The sequence below is a fragment of the Streptomyces sp. NPDC051578 genome, from assembly GCF_044454045.1.
In the GTDB taxonomy this organism is placed as follows: domain Bacteria; phylum Actinomycetota; class Actinomycetes; order Streptomycetales; family Streptomycetaceae; genus Streptomyces.
The window spans coordinates 170124-188461 of the sequence record NZ_JBITDH010000006.1 but is presented as its reverse complement, the minus strand read 5'-3'; the positions used below and the strand labels follow the sequence as shown (position 1 = coordinate 188461).

Here is an 18338-nt window from a genome sequence, read left to right as displayed (position 1 = left end):
ACCCCGATCCAGCGCCGCCAACCGCCTCAGGCGCGGGGCCGGGGCGGGGGCCGGGGCGGGGCGGCTCTTCGGCCGCCCGGGGCCGCACGGGCAGGGCCTACGCTGGACCCCGATGAGACGCAGATCCCACATCCCGCCCGCCCCCCTGCCCCAGCGGGCCGGCATCGACCCGGTCCGCCTGCGGCTACCCCCCGACCCGGAGGGGCTGTGGCCGGACCTCGGCTCCTACCTCGCCGCCCGCTACGCCGGCACCCGCGGCGCCGAGTCCATGGCGCGGCTGCTGGAGTCGGGCCGGGTGCTGGGCCCCGGCGGGCGCGTCCTGCGCCCCGGGGACCCCTACGAGCCCGGCGCCTTCCTGTGGTTCCACCGGGACATGCCGCCCGAGCCCGTCGTGCCGTTCCCGATCCGAGTCGTCTACCGCGACGAGCACCTCCTGGTCGTGGACAAGCCGCACTTCCTGGCGACGACGCCACGCGGCACCCACGTCTTCCAGACCGCCCTGGCGCGGCTTCGCACCGAGCTGGACCTGCCCGTCCTCAGCCCGGCGCACCGCCTCGACCGGCTGACCGCCGGACTGGTGATGTTCAGCGTCCGCCCCGAGGACCGGGGCGCCTACCAGTCGCTGTTCGAGCAGCGCGAGGTGTTCAAGGAGTACGAGGCCGTCGCACGCCACGATCCGCGGGTTCGCCTCCCGCGCACGGTGCGCAGCCACATCCAGAAGGTCCGCGGCGAGATGGCGGCGTTCGAGGTTCCCGGCGCCGAACCCAATGCGGAGAGCGTCGTCGAACTCCTCGCCGCCCGCGGCGGCCTGGGCCGCTACCGGCTGACGCCGCACACCGGGCGCACCCACCAGCTGCGGGTGCACATGAACGCCCTGGGCCTGCCGATCCTCGGCGACCCGGTCTACCCGGTGGTCGCCGCGGCAGCGGATCCGGCGGACTACCGGCGTCCGCTCCAACTGCTGGCCCGGCGGCTCGCGTTCACCGACCCGCTGACCGGCATCGCCCACAGCCTGGAGAGCGGTCTGACCCTGCAGGCCTGGGACGACCTGCCCGGCTGGGAGGCCGGCTCGTGAACCCGGCCGGTCTCAGGGGCCGGGCGGCTTCTCCCTGATCCCCGCGACCCGCAACGCCGCGTCCGCGGCCGCTTCCGCGAAGGCCGCGACCGGCCGCGCCGGGTCGGAGCGGTGGACGAGCATGACCCCCTCGATGAGGCCGAAGACGAGGTCGTTGCGCAGGGCCAGCCCGGCCCGGTCACCCGCCAGTTCCGCCCCGACGGAGGTGGCCCGCAGCAACTCCCGGTAGGCGTCCCGCAGTTCCCCGCGCATCCGGTGGAACCGGGCGAATCGGGCCCCACCCACCTCCGGCAACAGGTAGAGCGCGCCCAGGTTGTACGGTCCCCCGCACAGCAGCAGCACGTCGGAGCGGCACAGCTCCCACAGCCGCCGCGCGGCGGGCAGTGCCGTATCGGCCAGCAGCCGACGGGCCAGCGCCAGCGAGGGCGCCACCGTGGACTCCAGGAGTTCGGCGAGGAGTTCCTCCTTGCCGCCGAAGTAGTGGTACATCGTCGCCTGGCGCATTCCGGCCCGTTCGGCGACGGTCCGCGTGGTGGTCGCCGCGTAGCCCCGTACCGTGAACAGCTCGGCCGCAGCGCACAGGAGTTCCTCGCGCGGCGGCCGGCCGCTGTGCCGTCTGTGCTGATCGGCGCGTGGCCGACCGACCCGTCTCGGCCCTTCGTCCGTTCCCCCACTCATGTTTCGATCGTCGCACAGGACACGCTCGATCGATCATGGCAAGAGATGAGATCCGGCCTTCCCACCTCTCGGAGGAAGACCCAAATCCGCTTAGCCGACGGAGCTGTAGGCCACAACACCCCGAAGCAGAGCGTCCACGGCCTTACGGGCATTTCGCGCCACCGTGCTGCCGCCCTGCGAGGACGGCGGGGCGGAGGACGAAGGCGCCGCCGCCGCGATCTGCCCGAGCACGTCGATGACCTGCTTGCACCAGCGCACGAAGTCACCGGCGGGCATCTCCGCTTCGCGCAGCACCTCGTCCAGGCTCTTGTCGGACGCCCACTGGTAGGCGGCCCACGCGAAGCCGAGGTCCGGCTCGCGCTGGCCCACGCCCTCCGCCTGGTTGATGCGGTGCTCCTCCTCCAGCGCGTCGAGCCGGCCCCAGATGCGGACCATCTCGCCGAGCGCCGCCTTCGCCGCGCCGCCCGGCACCTTGGGCGCCACCGCGTCGTCGGACTGGCGGGCCTCGAACACCAGCGCCGAGACGCAGGCGGCCAGTTCGGCCGGGTTAAGCCCCTCCCAGACGCCCTCGCGCAGGCACTCGGACGCCAGCAGGTCCAGCTCCCCGTAGAGCCGGGCGAGCCGCTTGCCGTGCACGGTGACCTCGTCCTCGCGCAGGTAGTCCAGCTCGGTCAGCAGCGCGTGGATCCGGTCGAAGGTGCGGGCGATGGTGTTCGTGCGTCCCTCGATGCGCCGTTCCAGCTGCACGGTGTCCCGCTTGAGCCGGTGGTAGCGCTCCGCCCAGCGGGCGTGGTCCTCGCGCTCGTCGCAGCCGTGGCAGGGGTGCGCCCGCAGTTCGGCGCGCAGCCGGGCGATCTCGCGGTCGTCGGCCGCCGCGGCCCGCCCGCGCCCCCGCCGTTCGGGGACTATGTGCCCGGCCTTGGCCCGCAGCGCGGAAGCCAGGTCCCGACGGGACTGCGGGGACCGTGGGTTGAAGGTCTTCGGGATCCGCATCCGGTCGATGGCCTCCACCGGGACCGGGAAGTCGATCGCGCCGAGCCGCTTGACCTGCCGCTCCACGGTGAGCACCAAGGGCCGCGGCCCCTCGGTGTACTCGTACCCGCGGTGGCCGTTGGACCGCCCGGCCGGCATGCCCGGGTCCAGGACGAGCGCGAGCCCGGCGAACTTGCCGGTCGGCACGTGGATGACGTCGCCCGGCTTGAGCTTCTCCAGCGAGCCGGCCGCCTGCACCCGGCGCTGGGCCGCGCCCTGCTTGGCGAGCTCCGTCTCGCGGTCCTTGAGGTCGCGGCGCAGCCGCGCGTACTCCTCGAAGTTCCCGAGGTGGCAGGTCATGCCCTCCCGGTAGCCGTCCAGGCCCTCCTCATTGCGCTGCACCTGCCGGGAGATGCCGACGACCGAGCGGTCCGCCTGGAACTGGGCGAAGGAGGTCTCCAGCAGCTCGCGCGAGCGGTGCCGCCCGAACTGCTGCACCAGGTTCACGGCCATGTTGTACGAGGGCTTGAAGCTGGAGCGCAGCGGGTACGTGCGGGTGCCGGCGAGCCCGGCGAGCGCCACCGGGTCCATGCCGCGCTGCCACAGCACCACCGCGTGGCCCTCGACGTCGATGCCGCGCCGCCCGGCCCGGCCGGTGAGCTGCGTGTACTCGCCGGGGGTGATGTCGGCGTGCTGCTCGCCGTTCCACTTGACCAGCTTCTCCAGGATCACCGTGCGCGCGGGCATGTTGATGCCGAGCGCGAGGGTCTCGGTGGCAAAGACGGCCTTGACCAGGCCGCGGACGAAGAGTTCCTCCACGACCTCCTTGAAGGTCGGCAGCATGCCGGCGTGGTGCGCGGCGATGCCCCGCTCCAGCCCTTCGAGCCATTCGTAGTACCCGAGGACGTGCAGGTCCTCGGTGGGGATGGTGGAGGTGCGCTCCTCGACGATCTCCCGGACCCGCAGGCGGGCGCTGTCGTCGTTGAGCCGCAGCCCCGCGTACAGACACTGCTGGACGGCGGCCTCGCATCCGGCCCTGCTGAAGATGAAGTTGATGGCGGGGAGCAGGTCCTCGTTGTCGAGGCGGGCGATGACCTCGGGCCGGCTCGGGGTCCAGATCCGGCCGCGGGCACGCCGCTCACGCTCGCGGTCGGCTTCGCGGACCATCTTGCCGCGCCGCCGGTCCTTCGGGCTGTACGTGCGGCTGTTCTCCTCCCGCGCCATGCGCAGCAGGTCGGGGTTGACCTCGCGGCGGGCGGAGCCGCGGCCGCCGTGGTCGGACTCCTCTTCGAAGAGGTCGTAGACCTTGCGGCCGGCCATGACGTGCTGCCACAGCGGTACGGGCCGCTCCTCGGAGACGATCACCTCGGTGTCGCCGCGCACGGTGTCGAGCCAGTCGCCGAACTCCTCGGCGTTGGAGACGGTGGCGGAGAGCGAGACGAGGGTCACCGACTCCGGGAGGTGGATGATCACTTCCTCCCAGACGGCTCCGCGGAACCGGTCGGAGAGGTAGTGCACCTCGTCCATGACCACGTAGCCGAGGCCGAGCAGCGACTGGGAGCCCGCGTAGAGCATGTTGCGGAGCACCTCGGTGGTCATCACGACCACCGGCGCCTCGGAGTTGACGCTGTTGTCGCCGGTCAGCAGGCCGACCTTCTCGGCGCCGTAGCGCCTGACGAGGTCGGCGTACTTCTGGTTGGACAGCGCCTTGATCGGCGTGGTGTAAAAGCACTTGCGGCCCTGCCGCAGCGCGAGGTGCACGGCGAATTCACCGACGATCGTCTTGCCCGACCCGGTGGGGGCGGCGACCAGGACGCCCTTGCCCGCCTCCAGGGCCCGGCAGGCCTCGACCTGGTACGGATCCAGGCCGAATTCGTACATCTCGCGGAAGGGAGCCAGGGCGGTGGCCTCTTCGGCGGCGCGGATCCGGGCAGCGGCGTACCGCTGCGCGGGTGAGAGTTCTTCGGTCATCTTGTCTTCGAGCCTACCCGCCGCCTGTGACAACAGTCGGATCTTTAACGGGAGCCCGGTGACCGGCCCGGCGACCGGCCCGATGACCGTCCCGACGGGCGCCCCGGCTCCCGGGCCCGGGGGCCCGGGAGCCGTCAGGTCGCGTCGTCGTATCCGTTGATCCGCTCGCGCCCGCCGTCGTCCTGCCCGGGCAGGGCCGAGGGGGCAGGGGCCGCCTCCACCGCGCCGATGGGCGCGGGCGTCAGGTCCAGCACGGAGGCCTCGTCGTCGTCCAGGCCCGCGTCGGGGTTGCGGCGCTTGCGCCTGCGGTCGTTGACCAGGCAGAGGGCCAGGGCGAGGAAGTACAGGGCGATGATCGGGGCGGCCAGCGACATCATGGTGAGCGGGTCGCCGGTGGGCGTCGCGAACGCCGCGAAGATCGTGATGCCGAGCACCATGATCCGCCACCAGCTCGCCAGCCGCTTCGCGGTCAGCACGCCGGTGAAGTTCAGCAGGATCAGCAGCAGCGGCAGCTCGAAGGCGAGGCCGAACACCACGACCATGCGCGTGACCAGGTCGAGGTAGTCGTCGACCGGCAGCAGGTTGCGCGCGTTGTCCGGGGTGAACTCCAGCAGGATCATCGCGGTCTGCGGGAGGATCTTGTACGCGAGGACGGCGCCGGCGGCGAACAGCGGCGCTCCGGCCGCGACGAAACCGACGGCGTACTTCTTCTCGTGGCTGTGCAGACCCGGGGCGACGAACGCCCACAGCTGGTAGAGCCACACCGGCGCGGAGAGCACCACACCGGCGGTGAGCGAGACCTTGAGGGCGATCGAGAACGGCGCGATGAGACCGTTCACGGTCATGTCGGCGCAGGGACGGCCGTTGCGCTGCGAGACCACCCCGTTGGTGCAGCCCACGGAGTCCAGCATCGGCTTGAGCATGAAGTCGATGAGGTCCTTGTAGAAGAAGGCCGCCACCACGGTGATCACGAGGATCGCCAGGACCGACTTCATCAGGCGGTTTCTCAGCTCACGCAGGTGCTCGACAAGGGGCATCCGCCCTTCGGCGTCCTTGTGCGCTTGACCCTGCTTGCGGGCAGACTTGAGCAACCCACGTCCCTTGTCTCGTTGCAGATGACTGGCGTGACCGGTGAGGCCGCGGGCCGTCAGCCCTGGGTGGTGCGGTTCGGCTCGCCCACGGGACGGGCGCTGGTGACGTCACCCGGCGAGGCCTGGATGGTGCGCGGAGCGGCCTGCTGCTGCGGGGCCGGCTCGGCGACGGGGGCCGCGACGGCTTCCTCTGCCTGGCCGTCCTGCTTCATCGCCTTCGCCTCGCTCTTGAGGATGCGGGCCGACTTGCCGAGGGAGCGCGCCATGTCGGGGAGCTTCTTGGCACCGAACAGCAGGAAGATCACGGCGATGATCAGGAGGATCTCAAGAGGCTTCAGATTGCCGATCATGGGCTGACTTCCTTCTCACCGAAACGGCTGGTTGGGGTGGCGGGCGGGCCGGGACGAAGATCCCGCCACCGCTCCTGCATGGATCGTAACCCCCAGGGGTTAACGCCCGGCAATGACCCGGGGTCATCCCGGCCCCGAGGGGGGTGGGCGGACCCGGGTCCGGTGCGGGGATGGTACGACCCCGTACGCCAGGTTTCTACGAGGGTACGCCTACCGGCTCGCGGCCCTGCCGGCCCGGGCGAGGTCCGAGGCGGCCCGTTCCAGGTCGCCCGCGGCCTCGGTGACCCGGCGGCTGGCCTCGGCGACCTGCGCCGACAGCCGCCGCACCTCCAGGAAGACCCGTACGGCCGGCACGGCCAGCACGACGAGACCGAGGAAACCCAGGGCAATTGCGAGCATCGGCCACAGCATGGGAGGAGCCTAGCGCCGGCGCCGCCTCACACGCTGCGCAGGGTGCTCACCCCGCCGCCCGTCAGCAGCTCCACGATCCTTTCCCCGGCGGGCTTGCGCACCTGCGCCCCGCACTGGGGGCAGGTGAACGAGTAGAACGTGCTGCGGCGGCTGCCGCCGATCGCCAGGCGCAGCGCCCCCGCCGCGAGCTCGAAACGCCCCCGGCACTGCGGGCACCCCGCCTTGAAGGTGACCGGACCGCCCCCCGGTGTTGACGGCATCGCTCCCCCTAGCCCTGTTCCCCGTATCCCGCGAGTGCCGCTCGTGCGGCGCTGCACGCGCTCTCCGCGAGCTCCGGAGGCGACACGATCCGCCCCTCACGGCCCAGCCGCAGCGCGAGCCGGCGCAGCGAGGCCGGATCGGGGCTGCGCAGGGTGATCCGCAGGCCGCCCCCGGCCAGTTCCTCGGCGCTGTCGTGGGGGTAGTACTCGGCGACCCAGCGCCCGCCGGGACCGACCTCGACCACGACCTCCGGGTCCTCCGCGGCCGGCTGGACCAGCCCCTCGGACAGGTCGCGCGGCTCGATCGCGGGCGGCTCGGCCCGCTCGTCCAGCAGCCGGATCTCGGCGACCCGGTCCAGGCGGAAGGTGCGCCGGGCCTCGGAGAGGTGGCACCACCCCTCCATGTAGGTGTGCCCCACCGCGAACAGCCTGATCGGGTCGACCTTCCGTTCGGTCAGCTCGTCCCGCGCGGGCGAGTAGTAGCGCAGCCACAACCGCCGGCGCTCCGCGATGGCCCGGTCGACGTCCGCGAAGACCCCGCCTTCGGACTCGAACGTGACCGACAGGCGGGAGCTGGCCCCCGCCGCCTCGCCCGCGGCCGCCTCCAGCTTCGCGGTGGCCCGCAGCAGCGCGTCCCGGTCGCTCTCGCGCAGCCCGGGCAGGGTCGCCACCGCGCGCGCGGCGACCAGCAGTGCGGTCGCCTCGTCGGCGGCCAGCCGCAGCGGCTCCGCCGTCGACTCCCCCGAGGCGTCGGGGTTGCGCCACCAGATGCGCTCCCCGTCGGTGTCGATGTCGAGCAGGTCCCCGCCCCGGAAGCTCGTCCCGCACATGGGCAGCACGTCGAGGTCCGAGATCAGCTCGTCCTCGGTGATCCCGAAGGCGCGCGCGACGTCGGCGACGTGCGCCCCGGGGCGTTCGCGCAGATACGTCACCAAGGACAGCATCCGGCGGGTCTGGTCAATGGCGTTCGCAGCCATGCTGGTACGTCTCCCCCTCAGGGCGTGCGTTCATGACATCCGAGCGGTACGGAATTCCCCGGGCGCCGCTCCCCGCCGCGGCCGGGTCAGCCGAGTGCGACAGCGCGCAGCCGGTCCACCACGTCCGCCCGCAGGTCGGCGGGCTCCACGACGACCACGTCCGGGCCGAACTCCACCAGCCAGGCGTCCAGGCCGTGCCCGTACGGGATCTCCAGCTCGTCCCAGCCGTCGCCGCCCTCCTTGACGGAGGTGGCCTTGGCGCGCAGCGGGTACCCGGCCCCGGCCCGCAGCCGGATCCGCGCGGTGCGGTCCGCGCTCTCCCCGGCCCAGCTCGCCACGGTCTCGCGCACCGTCACCACGTCCGGCACCGGCGCCGTGTACTTCCCGGCCCGCGAGCGGACCTTCCCGGTGATCCTCGACAGCCGGAACACGCGCTCCGCCCCGCGGTCGCGGTCGAAGCCCGCCAGGTACCAGTGGCCGCGCCAGCACTCCAGTGCCCACGGCTCGACCTGCCGGGTCTCGGGGTGCGCGGCGGTGGACTTGCGGTAGTCGAACACCACCGGCCGCCGGTCCCGGCAGGCCAGCATCAGCGGCTCGAAGGCCGCTTCGTGGACCGGGATGCGCGGCTCGATGGCGCTGTGCTGGCCCTCGTACGGATCGCCGGCCTCCGGCATCCCGCCCGCCCGCAGTTTCTGCAGCGCCCCGCTCGCGGCACCCGCCAGCCGGGCCTGCTGCCACACCTTCGCCGCCAGCCCCAGGGCCGCGGCCTCCTCGGCGTCCAGGGAGACGGGCGGCAGCCGGTTGCTGTCCCGGCGGGCCAGATAGCCGGTCTCGCCCTCCAGGTTCTCCACCGTCTCGATCACCAGGCCGAGTTCCCGCAGGTCGTCCTTGTCCCGCTCGAACATGCGGTTGAAGGACTCGTCGTTCCCCGCCTCCAGATACGCCTCGATGGAACCCCGCAGCTCACGCTTGCTCAGCGGCCTGCGGGTCCCCAGCAGGCACAGCGCCAGGTTCATCAGCCGCTCGGCCTTGGCAATCGCCATCGACGCCCTTCCGCCCTTCCCGACGTACACCCGCCGGCGTACACACCCGTGACCGTTGACCGTACCGCCCCGGGGGTCCCCGGCAAAAGCGAGGGCCCCCGCCTCACGGCAGGGGCCCCGACGGTGTGACGGCGCGGTCGCTCAGGCGGCCATCAGGTCACACACGAAGATCAGCGTCTCGCCCGGGGCGATCACGCCGCCGCCCGCGCCACGGTCACCGTACGCGAGGTGCGCCGGGATCGTGATCTTGCGGCGGCCGCCGACCTTCATGCCCTGGACGCCCTGGTCCCAGCCCTTGATGACCTGGCCGACACCCAGCTGGAACTCCAGCGCGCTGCCGCGGTTCCAGGAGGCGTCGAACTCCTCGCCGGTCGAGAAAGCCACACCCACGTAGTGGACCTTGACGAACGCGCCGGCCTTGGCCTCGGCGCCGTCGCCCACCCAGATGTCCTCGACCACGAGGTCGGTCGGGGCGGGGCCCTCGGGGAAGTCGATCTCGGGCTTTTCGAGCTTGTCGCTCACGGAACTGCTCCTCATACGAACCAACAGGGGGCGCCCCCGGCCGGGGCCGGGGAAGCCGGAACCAGTCTTACATCACCGACAGGATGTCCAGGCTGAACACCAGCGTCGAATTCGCCGGGATCGTCCCCTGCTCCTTGTCACCGAACGCCTGGTCCGGCGGGATCACCAGCAGGATCCTGCTGCCGGCCTTCTTGCCCAGGATGCCGTCCTTGAGACCCTTGACCGACAGGTCGGACATCGGCCACGGCACCACCGAGTCGGTGGCGTACGTGCTCTCGAAGGTCTTGTCGTCCTTCCACGTCTTCCCGTTGAACTTCACCACGACCGTGTCGGTGTCCTTCACGACCGGGCCGTCGCCCTCCAGGACGTAGTTCGAGACCAGCTTCGTGGGCTCGGCGGTGTCCTTCGGGATGGTCACGGACACTTCCTTGCCGTCCGTGTTCGTCCCGATCTTCGGCAGGTCCTTGTTGTCCTGCGCGACTTCCTTGCCCGTCGCCGAGGCCGGTACGGTCGTCCCCTTGACGATGTCCACCACGAACACGAGCGTCGCGTTCGGCTTGATCTTCTCGCCCGAACCCTGCGCGCCGTAACCGAGGTCCGGCGGGATCACCAGCTCGACCCGGCTGCCGACCTTCTGGCCCTGCAGACCCTGGTCCCAGCCCTTGATGACCTGGCCGGCGCCAAGGGTGACGTCGAACGTCTTGCCCTTGCTGAAGCTCTCGTCGAAGGGCTCCTTGCCGTCCCACACCTGGCCGTAGTAATTGACCTGGGCGATGTCCTTGGCCTTGAGCGCCGGGCCCTTGCCCTCGCTGATGACCTCCACCTTCAATTGCTTCGGCGGGTCACCCTTCCCCTTCGACAGGGTCGGCTTCTCCCCGAACTTGGCGCCCTTCGTGATCGCGGGCACCCCGTTCTTCATCTGGGCGGAGTCGGAGCCGCTGTCGTCACCGCAGGCTGCCGTCGTCAGCAGCAGAAGGGGTACGACCAGCAGGCCGGCAAGTCGGCGCACGTGTTCCTCAGATCTCAGACGGCAACGCGGTCGCCCGCCACTCTAAGGCGTGGACAGGGCCCCGTACGAGATACGTACGGGGCCCCGGCCAAGATCAGTGAGATGTCACACTTTGCCGCCGTCCACCGGCCCTACATTCCGGCGATCAGCTTCTCCACCCGGTCGTCCACCGACCGGAACGGGTCCTTGCACAGCACCGTCCGCTGCGCCTGGTCGTTCAGCTTGAGGTGCACCCAGTCGACGGTGAAGTCCCTGCGCTGCTCCTGCGCCCGGCGGATGAAGTCGCCGCGCAGCCGCGCCCTCGTCGTCTGCGGAGGCACCGACTTGCCCTCGAAGATCTTGAGGTCGTTGCAGATCCGGGCCGCCTGCCCCTTGCGCTCCAGCAGGTAGTACAGCCCGCGCCGGCGGTGGATGTCGTGGTAGGCGAGATCTATCTGGGCGACCCGCGGGTTCGACATCGTCATGTTGTGCTTGCCCCGGTACCGCTCGATGAGCTGGTACTTCATGACCCAGTCGATCTCGGTCCCGATCCGGTCCAGGTCCTCCGCCTCGATCGCGTCGAGGGTGCGGCCCCACAGCTCCAGCACCTGCTCCACGACGCCCGTCCGGATGCCCCGCCGCTCCGCGAAGTCCAGCGCCTTGTCGTAGTACTCCCGCTGGATCTCCAGCGCCGAGGCCTCGCGCCCGCTGGCCAGGCGCACCTTGCGCTGACCGGTGATGTCGTGGCTGACCTCGCGGATCGCCCGGATCGGGTTCTCCAAGGTCAGGTCCCGCATCACGGTCCCCGCCTCGATCATCCGCAGCACCAGGTCCGTGGCACCCACCTTGAGCAGCATGGTCGTCTCGGACATGTTCGAGTCCCCGACGATCACGTGCAGCCGGCGGTAGCGCTCCGCGTCCGCGTGCGGCTCGTCGCGCGTGTTGATGATCGGCCGGGACCGGGTCGTGGCCGAGCTGACACCCTCCCAGATGTGCTCGGCGCGCTGGCTCACGCAGTACACCGCGCCCCGGGGCGTCTGCAGCACCTTGCCCGCACCGCAGATCAGCTGGCGCGTGACGAGGAACGGAATGAGGATGTCCGCCAGACGGGAGAATTCACCGTGCCGCGCCACGAGGTAGTTCTCGTGGCAGCCGTACGAATTGCCCGCCGAGTCGGTGTTGTTCTTGAAGAGGTAGACGTCGCCCGCGATCCCCTCCTCGTGCAGGCGGCGTTCGGCATCGACGAGCAGGCCTTCGAGAATGCGCTCGCCGGCCTTGTCGTGGGTGACCAGCTCGGTCAGGTTGTCGCATTCGGGAGTTGCATATTCCGGATGCGAACCCACGTCGAGGTAGAGGCGGGCGCCGTTCCGCAGGAAGACATTGCTGCTGCGGCCCCATGACACAACACGGCGGAAGAGGTAGCGCGCCACTTCGTCAGGTGACAGTCGGCGCTGTCCCCTGAACGTGCACGTGACGCCGTACTCGTTCTCCAGCCCGAAAATGCGGCGGTCCATGACTGAACATTACGCCTTCTGCCCTGTTCTGAAACCGGGTTCGAGACCGGGGTTCCGATCAGTTTCCCGCGAGGGGCCCCGACACGCCGTCCGCGTGGGCCGCCCCGGCCTGCCCCGGCACCTCGGCCTCACCCTCCGCGGCGGACCCCGCCACCGCCCGGCTGCGCCCGTCGGAGGCCAGCACCCGCTGAGTGGCCATCAGCACCAGCAGCGCCGCGCCACCCGCCACGCTCGCCACACCGAAACCGGCCGCCGTTCCCCCCAGTTCCACCGCCGGACCGGCCGCCGCCGTCCCGATCGCCGCCCCCACGCCGAAGAACGTGACCAGCCACGAGAACGCCTCCGTCACCGTCCCCGCCGGGGCGTGCCGGTCCACCACGATGAACGCGCAGGCGATCGCCGGGGCCAGGAACACTCCCGCCAGCGCCGTCAGCGCCGTCATCGCCACCGCCCCCGGCACCAGCATCAGCGGCAGGTAACACGCCGCCAGCAGCGCCACCAGCAGCCGCAGCCGCCGCTCCGGCGCCCCGGGCCACTGCCGGGCCCCGTACAGCACCCCGCCGACCAGCGCGCCCAGCCCCAGGGCCGCCATCAGCCAGCCGTACACCGCCTGGCCCCCATGACCGTCCGCGTACGCCACGCCCGCCACCGTGATCGACCCCAGCGCCGTGCCCACGAAGAAGAACGCCCCGAGCAGCGCGAGCAGCCCGCGCGAGCGCAGGGCCCCGAGCCAGTGCGCCTCACGCGGCGCCGAACGCCACTCCCGCGAAGGCCGCGAGACCACCACCGACAGGGCCCCCAGCACACCGATCGCGTTCAGCAGCAACAGGGCCGCCGCCGGGTCCCACAGGGACACGAACAGCGTCACCAGCAGCGGACCGACCGTGAACATGACCTCCTGCGCCACCGCGTCCATCGCATAGGCGGTGTGGACGCGTTCCTCCTTGCCGCCCAGCACCGACGGCCAGAGCGCCCGCAGGCCGCCCTCCAGCGGCGGCGTGAACAACCCCGCCACCACGACCGCCGCGTACGCCGCGGCCACCGAACCGGTGCCCGCGAGCGCCAGCCACACCATTCCCAGCGCCGACACCAGCGCCGCCGGCAACTGCACCCGCGGCTGCCCGTACAGGTCCACGGCCCGGCCCAGCAACGGCTGCCCCACCGCGTTCGCCACCCCGTACACGGCCGCCAGCGCCCCCGCCAGGCTGTAGCTGCCCCCTTCCGCCCGGGTCAGCAACACGATCGCGATCGGCGCCGTCGCGTTCGGCAACCGTCCTATGAGCGTCCCCACCAGCAGCCTCGCGGCGTGCCGGGTCCTGAGCAGCTCCGCGTAACCCGCGGCCATGTCCGCCCCTTCCTGCCCGGATCAAGCCGGAGTAATACGTATAACGTGACCCGCCATACGTACCATGGCCACAACCCGCCAGTCCACACGGCCAGCCCCCTTCCTCGCCCCACACCCCCCGTGACCTCGCCAAACAGGAGCCCCGCGTGACGAGACCCACCAGCCGGGACGTCGCCAACGCCGCCGGGGTCTCCCAGGCCACCGTCTCCCTCGTCCTCGGCGACAAATGGCGCGGTCGCGTCTCCGAACGCACCGCCGCCCTCGTCCGCGAGGCCGCCGCCCGCATCGGCTACCGCCCCAACCTCGCCGCCCGGAACCTCCGCCTCGGCAGCACCCGCACCGCGCTCCTCGTCGTCCCCGCCCTCACCAACGAATTCTTCGCCCGGGTCTACACCGGCGCCGCCCAGGTCGCCGCCGAACACGGCTTCGGCGTCGTCCTCTACCCCTCCCCTGACGGCACCGGCCCCGCCCGCAACCCCTTCGCCTCCGCCCGCGCCGCCCTCGACGGGGTCATCGCCTCCTCCATGGCCGCCGACGCCCTCGACGCCATCGGCGGCAACGGCCTCCCCCTCGTCATGCTCGACAGCGACCCCGCCTCCGGCACCGCCGCCGCCCACGTCAACCTCGCCATGGCGGACGGCATGCGCCAGACCGCCGAACACCTGCTCACGCACGGCCACCGCCGCTTCCTCCACCTCGCCTCCGCCGTCGACTCCTGGACCTTCCACACCCGCGCCCGCGCCCTCGCCGGCCTCCTGCGGGCCCGCGCCGAACTGCGCACCGTACGCGCCCCCCTCACCGTCACCGGCGCACGCACCGCCCTCGAAGCCGCCCTCACCGCTCCCGGCCCCCGCCCCACCGCCGTCGTCTGTGACGACGACATCCTCGCCGCCGGCGCCTGCAAGGCCGCCCGCCGCCTGGGCCTGCGCGTCCCCGACGACCTCTCCGTCACCGGCTTCGACGACCTCGCCCTCGCCACCGCCGTCGAACCCGAACTCACCACCGTCCGCCTGCCCGCCGAACACGTCGGCCGCCAGGGCATGACCGCCCTCCTCGCCGTCCTCGAAGGCAGCCGCTGGAGCGCCCCCGACATCCCCGTCGAACTCGTCGTCCGCGACTCCTCCGGCCCCGCCCCCGCCCCCTGAACACGACGGAGCCCCGGCCCACCCACTCGGGCGGACCGGGGCTCCCCCGCGCGCACTACTCCGCGTCCTCCTCCGGACCCTCGTCGTTGGACACGGCATCGGCCTGGGCCGCCGCCGGCACGTCCGCCTCCAGCAGCCGCGACAGCTGCCGGCCCCGGATCCGCTTGAACTTCCGCTGCTGCGGCCGCGTCCGGTCCAGCACCGCGACCTCCAGCCGCTCCGCCGGAATCGACTTGTCCGCACCGTTCGCCTGGCTGGACAGCGCCTGCACCGCCAGCTTCAACGCCTCGGACAGCGTCATCCCGTCCCGGTGCCGCTGGTCCAGGAACGTGCTGATCTGCTCGGCGTTGCCGCCCACCGCGACCGAACCGTGCTCGTCCACGATCGACCCGTCATGCGGCAACCGGTAGATCTGGTCCCCCGCGGCGGTCGAACCGACCTCCGCCACGACCAGCTCCACCTCGTACGGCTTCTCACCCGCACTGGAGAAGATGGTGCCGAGCGTCTGCGCGTACACGTTCGCCAGCCCACGGGCCGTCACATCGTCACGGTCGTAGGTGTACCCGCGCAGATCCGCGTACCGCACACCACCGATCCGCAGGTTCTCGTACTCGTTGTACTTGCCCGCGGCCGCGAAGCCGATCCGGTCGTAGATCTCGCTGAACTTGTGCAGCGCGCGGGACGGGTTCTCCCCGACGAACACGATGCCGTCGGCATACTGCAGCACGACGAGGCTGCGACCGCGGGCGATGCCCTTCCGGGCGTATTCCGCCCGGTCGGCCATGGCCTGCTGGGGTGACACATAGAACGGAGTCGACACCGGCTGTCCGTCCCTTTCTTCTGGGTCCTACGGGGCGACGGATGGTCAGAGCAGGGCGGCGCGCGGGCCGTCCGGCTGCTCGAGCCGACGGTTGGTGACCGTACGGGCGATTTCCTGCGACTCGTCGTCGCTCAGCCTGCGGAAACCCTCATCGGTGATGACGGTGACGATGGGATAGATATGGCGGTAGAGGTCCGGACCACCCGTCGCCGAGTCGTCGTCGGCGGCGTCGTACAGCGCCTGCACGACCAGCGTGGTGGCCTGCTCCTCCGTCAGGTCGGGCCGGAACAGCTTCTTCATCGAGCCCTTGGCGAAGATCGAACCGGAGCCGGTGGCGGCGAAGCCGTGCTCCTCGGAGCGGCCGCCGGTCACGTCGTAGGAGAAGATCCGTCCCTTCTCCTTGGCCTCGTCGTACCCGGCGAACAGCGGCACGACGGCCAGCCCCTGCATCGCCATCCCCAGATTGCTCCGGATCATGGTCGAGAGCCGGTTCGCCTTGCCCTCCAGGGACAGGGTCGTCCCCTCCACCTTCTCGAAGTGCTCCAGCTCCAGCTGGAACAGCTTCACCATCTCCACGGCGAGACCCGCCGTACCGGCGATGCCGACGGCCGAGTACTCGTCGGCCGGGAACACCTTCTCGATGTCCCGCTGCGCGATCATGTTCCCCATGGTCGCCCGCCGGTCACCGGCGAGCACGACCCCGCCGGGGAAGGTGGCGGCCACGATGGTCGTCCCGTGCGGCGCCTCGACGATCCCCTCCGGCAGCCTCCGGTTGCCGGGCAGCATCTCGGGCGAATGCGCCCCGAGGAAGTCCATGAAGGACGAGGACCCCGGCGTCAGGAAGGCTGCCGGTAGACGCCCTGTGCCAAGATTGTTGGCTTCCACGCGTTTCCCTCCAGGTATGAGATGGCCCGCTGGATGGTGCCGGGATCGTCTCCCAACAGTCCGATAGCCGTATTGCAGTTGAAGCGGAGTACGCCCCGGACCTTACCCGTCCGACGGCAATGATCAACCTGCGCGGCCGGAGCCCCGGACGGCCCGCCTGCCCAGGGCCTCCCGGCGCTCGCGGTGAGATCCGGCCCCGCGTTCCCGGCAGTGTCGCCGCAGTCCGTACGGGCTCGGGAGCGCACGCCCGACGCGGCTACCCCTCACCGCGCCGGGCGCACCGCTTCGTCCGTACCGGCCCGACCACCCCGCCATCGACCTTCGAACCGAAGGTGACAGCTCCTACTGCCCACCCTTTTGAACGAAGGACCGGACGAAGTCCTCGGCATTCTCCTCAAGCACATCGTCGATCTCGTCAAGTACCGAGTCGACGTCGTCGGAGAGCTTCTCCTGGCGCTCCTTGAGGTCGGTCGATTCCTCGACCGCCGCCTCCTCGACCTCCTCGGTCGAGCGCGTCGCCTTCTGCTGTCCGCCGCCGGTGTCCTTGGTCGCCATGTCTACCTCACCCCGCTCGGTTCGCACGCTCACGTCGAGTGGTCCCGGACCGGGACCACTCCCAAGATCAGACCTTATGCCGGACCCTACAAGGAGGGTCCGACATTCGTCCCCGCACTTTCACAACGTCCGGGTGTTCCCATGATTCCCAGAACGCGGCCCTTTCAGCCCCGCCCGGGCTCCGGAAAGCGTTCGGCGCCCGCTCAGCGCCCCGACAGCACCCGCACCAGGTCCTGCGCCGTGCGGCAGCGGTCCAGGAGCTCCTTCACGTGCGCCCGCGTCCCCCGCAGCGGCTCCAGCGTGGGTACCCGCTGGAGGGAGTCGTGGCCCGGGAGGTCGAAGATCACCGAGTCCCACGAGGCCGCCGCCACGTCGTCCGCGTACTGCTCCAGGCACCGGCCCCGGAAGTAGGCCCGCGTGTCCTCCGGGGGCTTGCCCTCGGCCCGCTCCACGGCCGGCTCCTCCAGCAGCCGCTTCATCTTGCCCCGGGCCGCCAGACGGTTGTACAGGCCCTTCTCGGGGCGTACGTCCGCGTACTGGAGGTCCACCAGGTGCAGCCGGGCGGCGTCCCAGTCCAGTCCGTCGCGCCTGCGGTAGCCCTCCAGCAGCTCCCGTTTCGCGATCCAGTCCAGCTCGCCGGACAGGCTCATGGGGTCGGTCTCCAGCCGGCCCAGGACGTCCTCCCACCGAGTGAGGACATCTTTGGTCTGCTCGTCGGCGTCCGTCCCGAACCGCTCGTCCACGTACTTGCGCGCCAGCTCGAAGTACTCCATCTGGAGCTGCACCGCGGTGAGTGTCCGGCCGCTGCGCAGCGTGATCAGGTGGTGGAGGCCGGGGTCGTGGGAGACCTGGTGGAGAGTGCGTACGGGCTGGTCGACGGCCAGGTCGACGCTGATGAACTGGTCTTCGATCATGGAGAGGACCAGGGCGGTCGTGCCGAGTTTGAGGTAGGTGGAGATTTCCGAGAGGTTGGCGTCCCCGATGATCACGTGGAGCCGGCGGTACTTCTCGGCGTCGGAGTGCGGTTCGTCGCGGGTGTTGATGATGGGGCGCTTGAGGGTGGTCTCCAGGCCCACCTCGACTTCGAAGTAGTCGGCGCGCTGGCTGATCTGGAAGCCGTGGTCGCGGCCGTCCTGGCCGATGCCGACGCGTCCGGCGCCGGTGACGACCTGGCGGGAGACGAAGAAGGGGGTGAGGTGGCGCACGATGTCGGAGAAGGGGGTTTCCCGCTTCATCAGGTAGTTCTCGTGCGTGCCGTAGGAGGCGCCCTTGTTGTCGGTGTTGTTCTTGTAGAGGTGGATGGGCTGGGCGCCGGGGAGCTGGGCGGCGCGTTCGGCGGCTTCGGCCATGATCCGCTCGCCGGCCTTGTCCCAGAGGACGGCGTCGAGGGGGTTGGTGACCTCGGGCGAGCTGTATTCGGGGTGGGCGTGGTCGACGTAGAGCCGGGCGCCGTTGGTGAGGATGACGTTGGCGAGGCCGATGTCCTCGTCCGTGAGCTGGCTGTTGTCGGCGGCCTCGCGGGCGAGGTCGAAGCCGCGGGCGTCCCGCAGCGGATTCTCCTCCTCGAAGTCCCAGCGGGCACGGCGTGCCCGGTGCATCGCCGCCGCGTAGGCGTTGACGATCTGGGACGAGGTGAGCATGGCATTGGCGTTCGGGTGGCCCGGGACGGAGATCCCGTACTCCGTCTCGATCCCCATTACTCGCCGTACGGTCATGCGGCCCTCCTTGCCCGGCGG

The 18338-nt window shown here is 71.0% G+C and carries 19 protein-coding genes; 2 read left to right on the top strand and 17 right to left on the bottom strand.

Features of this window, described 5'->3' with window-relative positions:
- Positions 1–112 precede the first annotated feature (112 nt).
- Complete coding sequence (locus ACIA6C_RS24470; RefSeq protein WP_399278930.1) at positions 113–1075, top strand: pseudouridine synthase; 963 nt, start codon at positions 113–115, stop codon at positions 1073–1075.
- 12 nt (positions 1076–1087) lie between these two features.
- Here ACIA6C_RS24470 and ACIA6C_RS24465 read toward each other — a convergent pair whose 3' ends face one another.
- From ACIA6C_RS24465 to ACIA6C_RS24410, 12 genes are all read right to left on the bottom strand, one after another.
- Positions 1088–1753, bottom strand: a complete 666-nt coding sequence (locus ACIA6C_RS24465; RefSeq protein ID WP_366081479.1) for a helix-turn-helix domain-containing protein — start codon at positions 1751–1753, stop codon at positions 1088–1090.
- Between the two features lie 90 nt (positions 1754–1843).
- Positions 1844–4696, bottom strand: coding sequence for a DEAD/DEAH box helicase (locus ACIA6C_RS24460; protein ID WP_361133384.1), 2853 nt, complete (start codon positions 4694–4696; stop codon positions 1844–1846).
- A gap of 134 nt (positions 4697–4830) precedes the next feature.
- A complete protein-coding gene (gene tatC, locus ACIA6C_RS24455; protein ID WP_399278927.1) occupies positions 4831–5787 on the bottom strand; it encodes a twin-arginine translocase subunit TatC in 957 nt (318 codons plus the stop codon).
- Positions 5788–5843: 56 nt separating this feature from the next.
- Positions 5844–6137, bottom strand: coding sequence for a Sec-independent protein translocase subunit TatA (gene tatA / locus ACIA6C_RS24450; protein WP_399278925.1), 294 nt, complete (start codon positions 6135–6137; stop codon positions 5844–5846).
- Between the two features lie 210 nt (positions 6138–6347).
- Complete coding sequence (locus tag ACIA6C_RS24445) at positions 6348–6548, bottom strand: hypothetical protein (protein ID WP_329193868.1); 201 nt, start codon at positions 6546–6548, stop codon at positions 6348–6350.
- A gap of 26 nt (positions 6549–6574) precedes the next feature.
- Positions 6575–6808: a hypothetical protein gene (locus ACIA6C_RS24440; RefSeq protein ID WP_361133372.1), complete on the bottom strand. Its 234-nt coding sequence runs from the start codon at positions 6806–6808 to the stop codon at positions 6575–6577.
- A gap of 8 nt (positions 6809–6816) precedes the next feature.
- Positions 6817–7785, bottom strand: coding sequence for a WYL domain-containing protein (locus ACIA6C_RS24435; protein ID WP_361133369.1), 969 nt, complete (start codon positions 7783–7785; stop codon positions 6817–6819).
- 86 nt (positions 7786–7871) lie between these two features.
- Entirely contained in the window at positions 7872–8828 is a 957-nt protein-coding gene (locus ACIA6C_RS24430; RefSeq protein ID WP_361133366.1) for a WYL domain-containing protein, read from the bottom strand.
- Positions 8829–8969: 141 nt separating this feature from the next.
- Positions 8970–9365: an FKBP-type peptidyl-prolyl cis-trans isomerase gene (locus tag ACIA6C_RS24425; RefSeq protein ID WP_190185268.1), complete on the bottom strand. Its 396-nt coding sequence runs from the start codon at positions 9363–9365 to the stop codon at positions 8970–8972.
- 52 nt (positions 9366–9417) lie between these two features.
- Positions 9418–10359 carry an FKBP-type peptidyl-prolyl cis-trans isomerase gene (locus ACIA6C_RS24420; RefSeq protein WP_366081477.1) on the bottom strand — a complete coding sequence of 314 codons (942 nt, stop codon included), beginning with the start codon at positions 10357–10359 and terminating at the stop codon, positions 9418–9420.
- Between the two features lie 131 nt (positions 10360–10490).
- Positions 10491–11852, bottom strand: coding sequence for a Pup--protein ligase (pafA, locus tag ACIA6C_RS24415; RefSeq protein WP_136211119.1), 1362 nt, complete (start codon positions 11850–11852; stop codon positions 10491–10493).
- A gap of 58 nt (positions 11853–11910) precedes the next feature.
- Positions 11911–13197: an MFS transporter gene (locus ACIA6C_RS24410; RefSeq protein ID WP_399278921.1), complete on the bottom strand. Its 1287-nt coding sequence runs from the start codon at positions 13195–13197 to the stop codon at positions 11911–11913.
- Between the two features lie 146 nt (positions 13198–13343).
- Between ACIA6C_RS24410 and ACIA6C_RS24405 the strand changes: the two genes are divergently transcribed.
- The gene (locus ACIA6C_RS24405; protein ID WP_399278919.1) at positions 13344–14342 is read left to right on the top strand and encodes a LacI family DNA-binding transcriptional regulator; all 999 of its coding nucleotides are present in this window, start codon (positions 13344–13346) and stop codon (positions 14340–14342) included.
- 55 nt (positions 14343–14397) lie between these two features.
- On the opposite strand, the gene prcA is transcribed toward ACIA6C_RS24405, so the two are convergent.
- The 5 genes from prcA to dop form a co-directional block, all read right to left on the bottom strand.
- Positions 14398–15162 (bottom strand): proteasome subunit alpha, encoded by a 765-nt coding sequence (gene prcA / locus ACIA6C_RS24400; RefSeq protein ID WP_399278916.1) that lies wholly within the window; start codon positions 15160–15162, stop codon positions 14398–14400.
- A 45-nt stretch (positions 15163–15207) separates the two neighbouring features.
- Complete coding sequence (gene prcB / locus ACIA6C_RS24395; RefSeq protein WP_190185272.1) at positions 15208–16047, bottom strand: proteasome subunit beta; 840 nt, start codon at positions 16045–16047, stop codon at positions 15208–15210.
- Complete coding sequence (locus tag ACIA6C_RS24390) at positions 15999–16292, bottom strand: endonuclease domain-containing protein (RefSeq protein ID WP_366081474.1); 294 nt, start codon at positions 16290–16292, stop codon at positions 15999–16001. The genes prcB and ACIA6C_RS24390 overlap by 49 nt, the downstream gene beginning before the upstream one ends.
- Before the next feature lie 97 nt (positions 16293–16389).
- Positions 16390–16602 carry a ubiquitin-like protein Pup gene (locus tag ACIA6C_RS24385; protein WP_030016348.1) on the bottom strand — a complete coding sequence of 71 codons (213 nt, stop codon included), beginning with the start codon at positions 16600–16602 and terminating at the stop codon, positions 16390–16392.
- A 203-nt stretch (positions 16603–16805) separates the two neighbouring features.
- Complete coding sequence (gene dop / locus ACIA6C_RS24380) at positions 16806–18317, bottom strand: depupylase/deamidase Dop (protein ID WP_399278913.1); 1512 nt, start codon at positions 18315–18317, stop codon at positions 16806–16808.
- Positions 18318–18338: the final 21 nt, after the last annotated feature.

Coding starts and splice junctions, on each gene's coding strand:
- tatA (WP_399278925.1), bottom strand. CDS start 6,137: ATGATCGGCAATCTGAAGCCTCTTGAGATCCTCCTGATCATCGCCGTG.
- dop (WP_399278913.1), bottom strand. CDS start 18,317: ATGACCGTACGGCGAGTAATGGGGATCGAGACGGAGTACGGGATCTCC.
- ACIA6C_RS24385 (WP_030016348.1), bottom strand. CDS start 16,602: ATGGCGACCAAGGACACCGGCGGCGGACAGCAGAAGGCGACGCGCTCG.
- ACIA6C_RS24460 (WP_361133384.1), bottom strand. CDS start 4,696: ATGACCGAAGAACTCTCACCCGCGCAGCGGTACGCCGCTGCCCGGATC.
- ACIA6C_RS24470 (WP_399278930.1), top strand. CDS start 113: ATGAGACGCAGATCCCACATCCCGCCCGCCCCCCTGCCCCAGCGGGCC.
- pafA (WP_136211119.1), bottom strand. CDS start 11,852: ATGGACCGCCGCATTTTCGGGCTGGAGAACGAGTACGGCGTCACGTGC.
- ACIA6C_RS24410 (WP_399278921.1), bottom strand. CDS start 13,197: ATGGCCGCGGGTTACGCGGAGCTGCTCAGGACCCGGCACGCCGCGAGG.
- ACIA6C_RS24440 (WP_361133372.1), bottom strand. CDS start 6,808: ATGCCGTCAACACCGGGGGGCGGTCCGGTCACCTTCAAGGCGGGGTGC.
- ACIA6C_RS24425 (WP_190185268.1), bottom strand. CDS start 9,365: ATGAGGAGCAGTTCCGTGAGCGACAAGCTCGAAAAGCCCGAGATCGAC.
- ACIA6C_RS24445 (WP_329193868.1), bottom strand. CDS start 6,548: ATGCTGTGGCCGATGCTCGCAATTGCCCTGGGTTTCCTCGGTCTCGTC.
- ACIA6C_RS24430 (WP_361133366.1), bottom strand. CDS start 8,828: ATGGCGATTGCCAAGGCCGAGCGGCTGATGAACCTGGCGCTGTGCCTG.
- ACIA6C_RS24435 (WP_361133369.1), bottom strand. CDS start 7,785: ATGGCTGCGAACGCCATTGACCAGACCCGCCGGATGCTGTCCTTGGTG.
- ACIA6C_RS24465 (WP_366081479.1), bottom strand. CDS start 1,753: ATGAGTGGGGGAACGGACGAAGGGCCGAGACGGGTCGGTCGGCCACGC.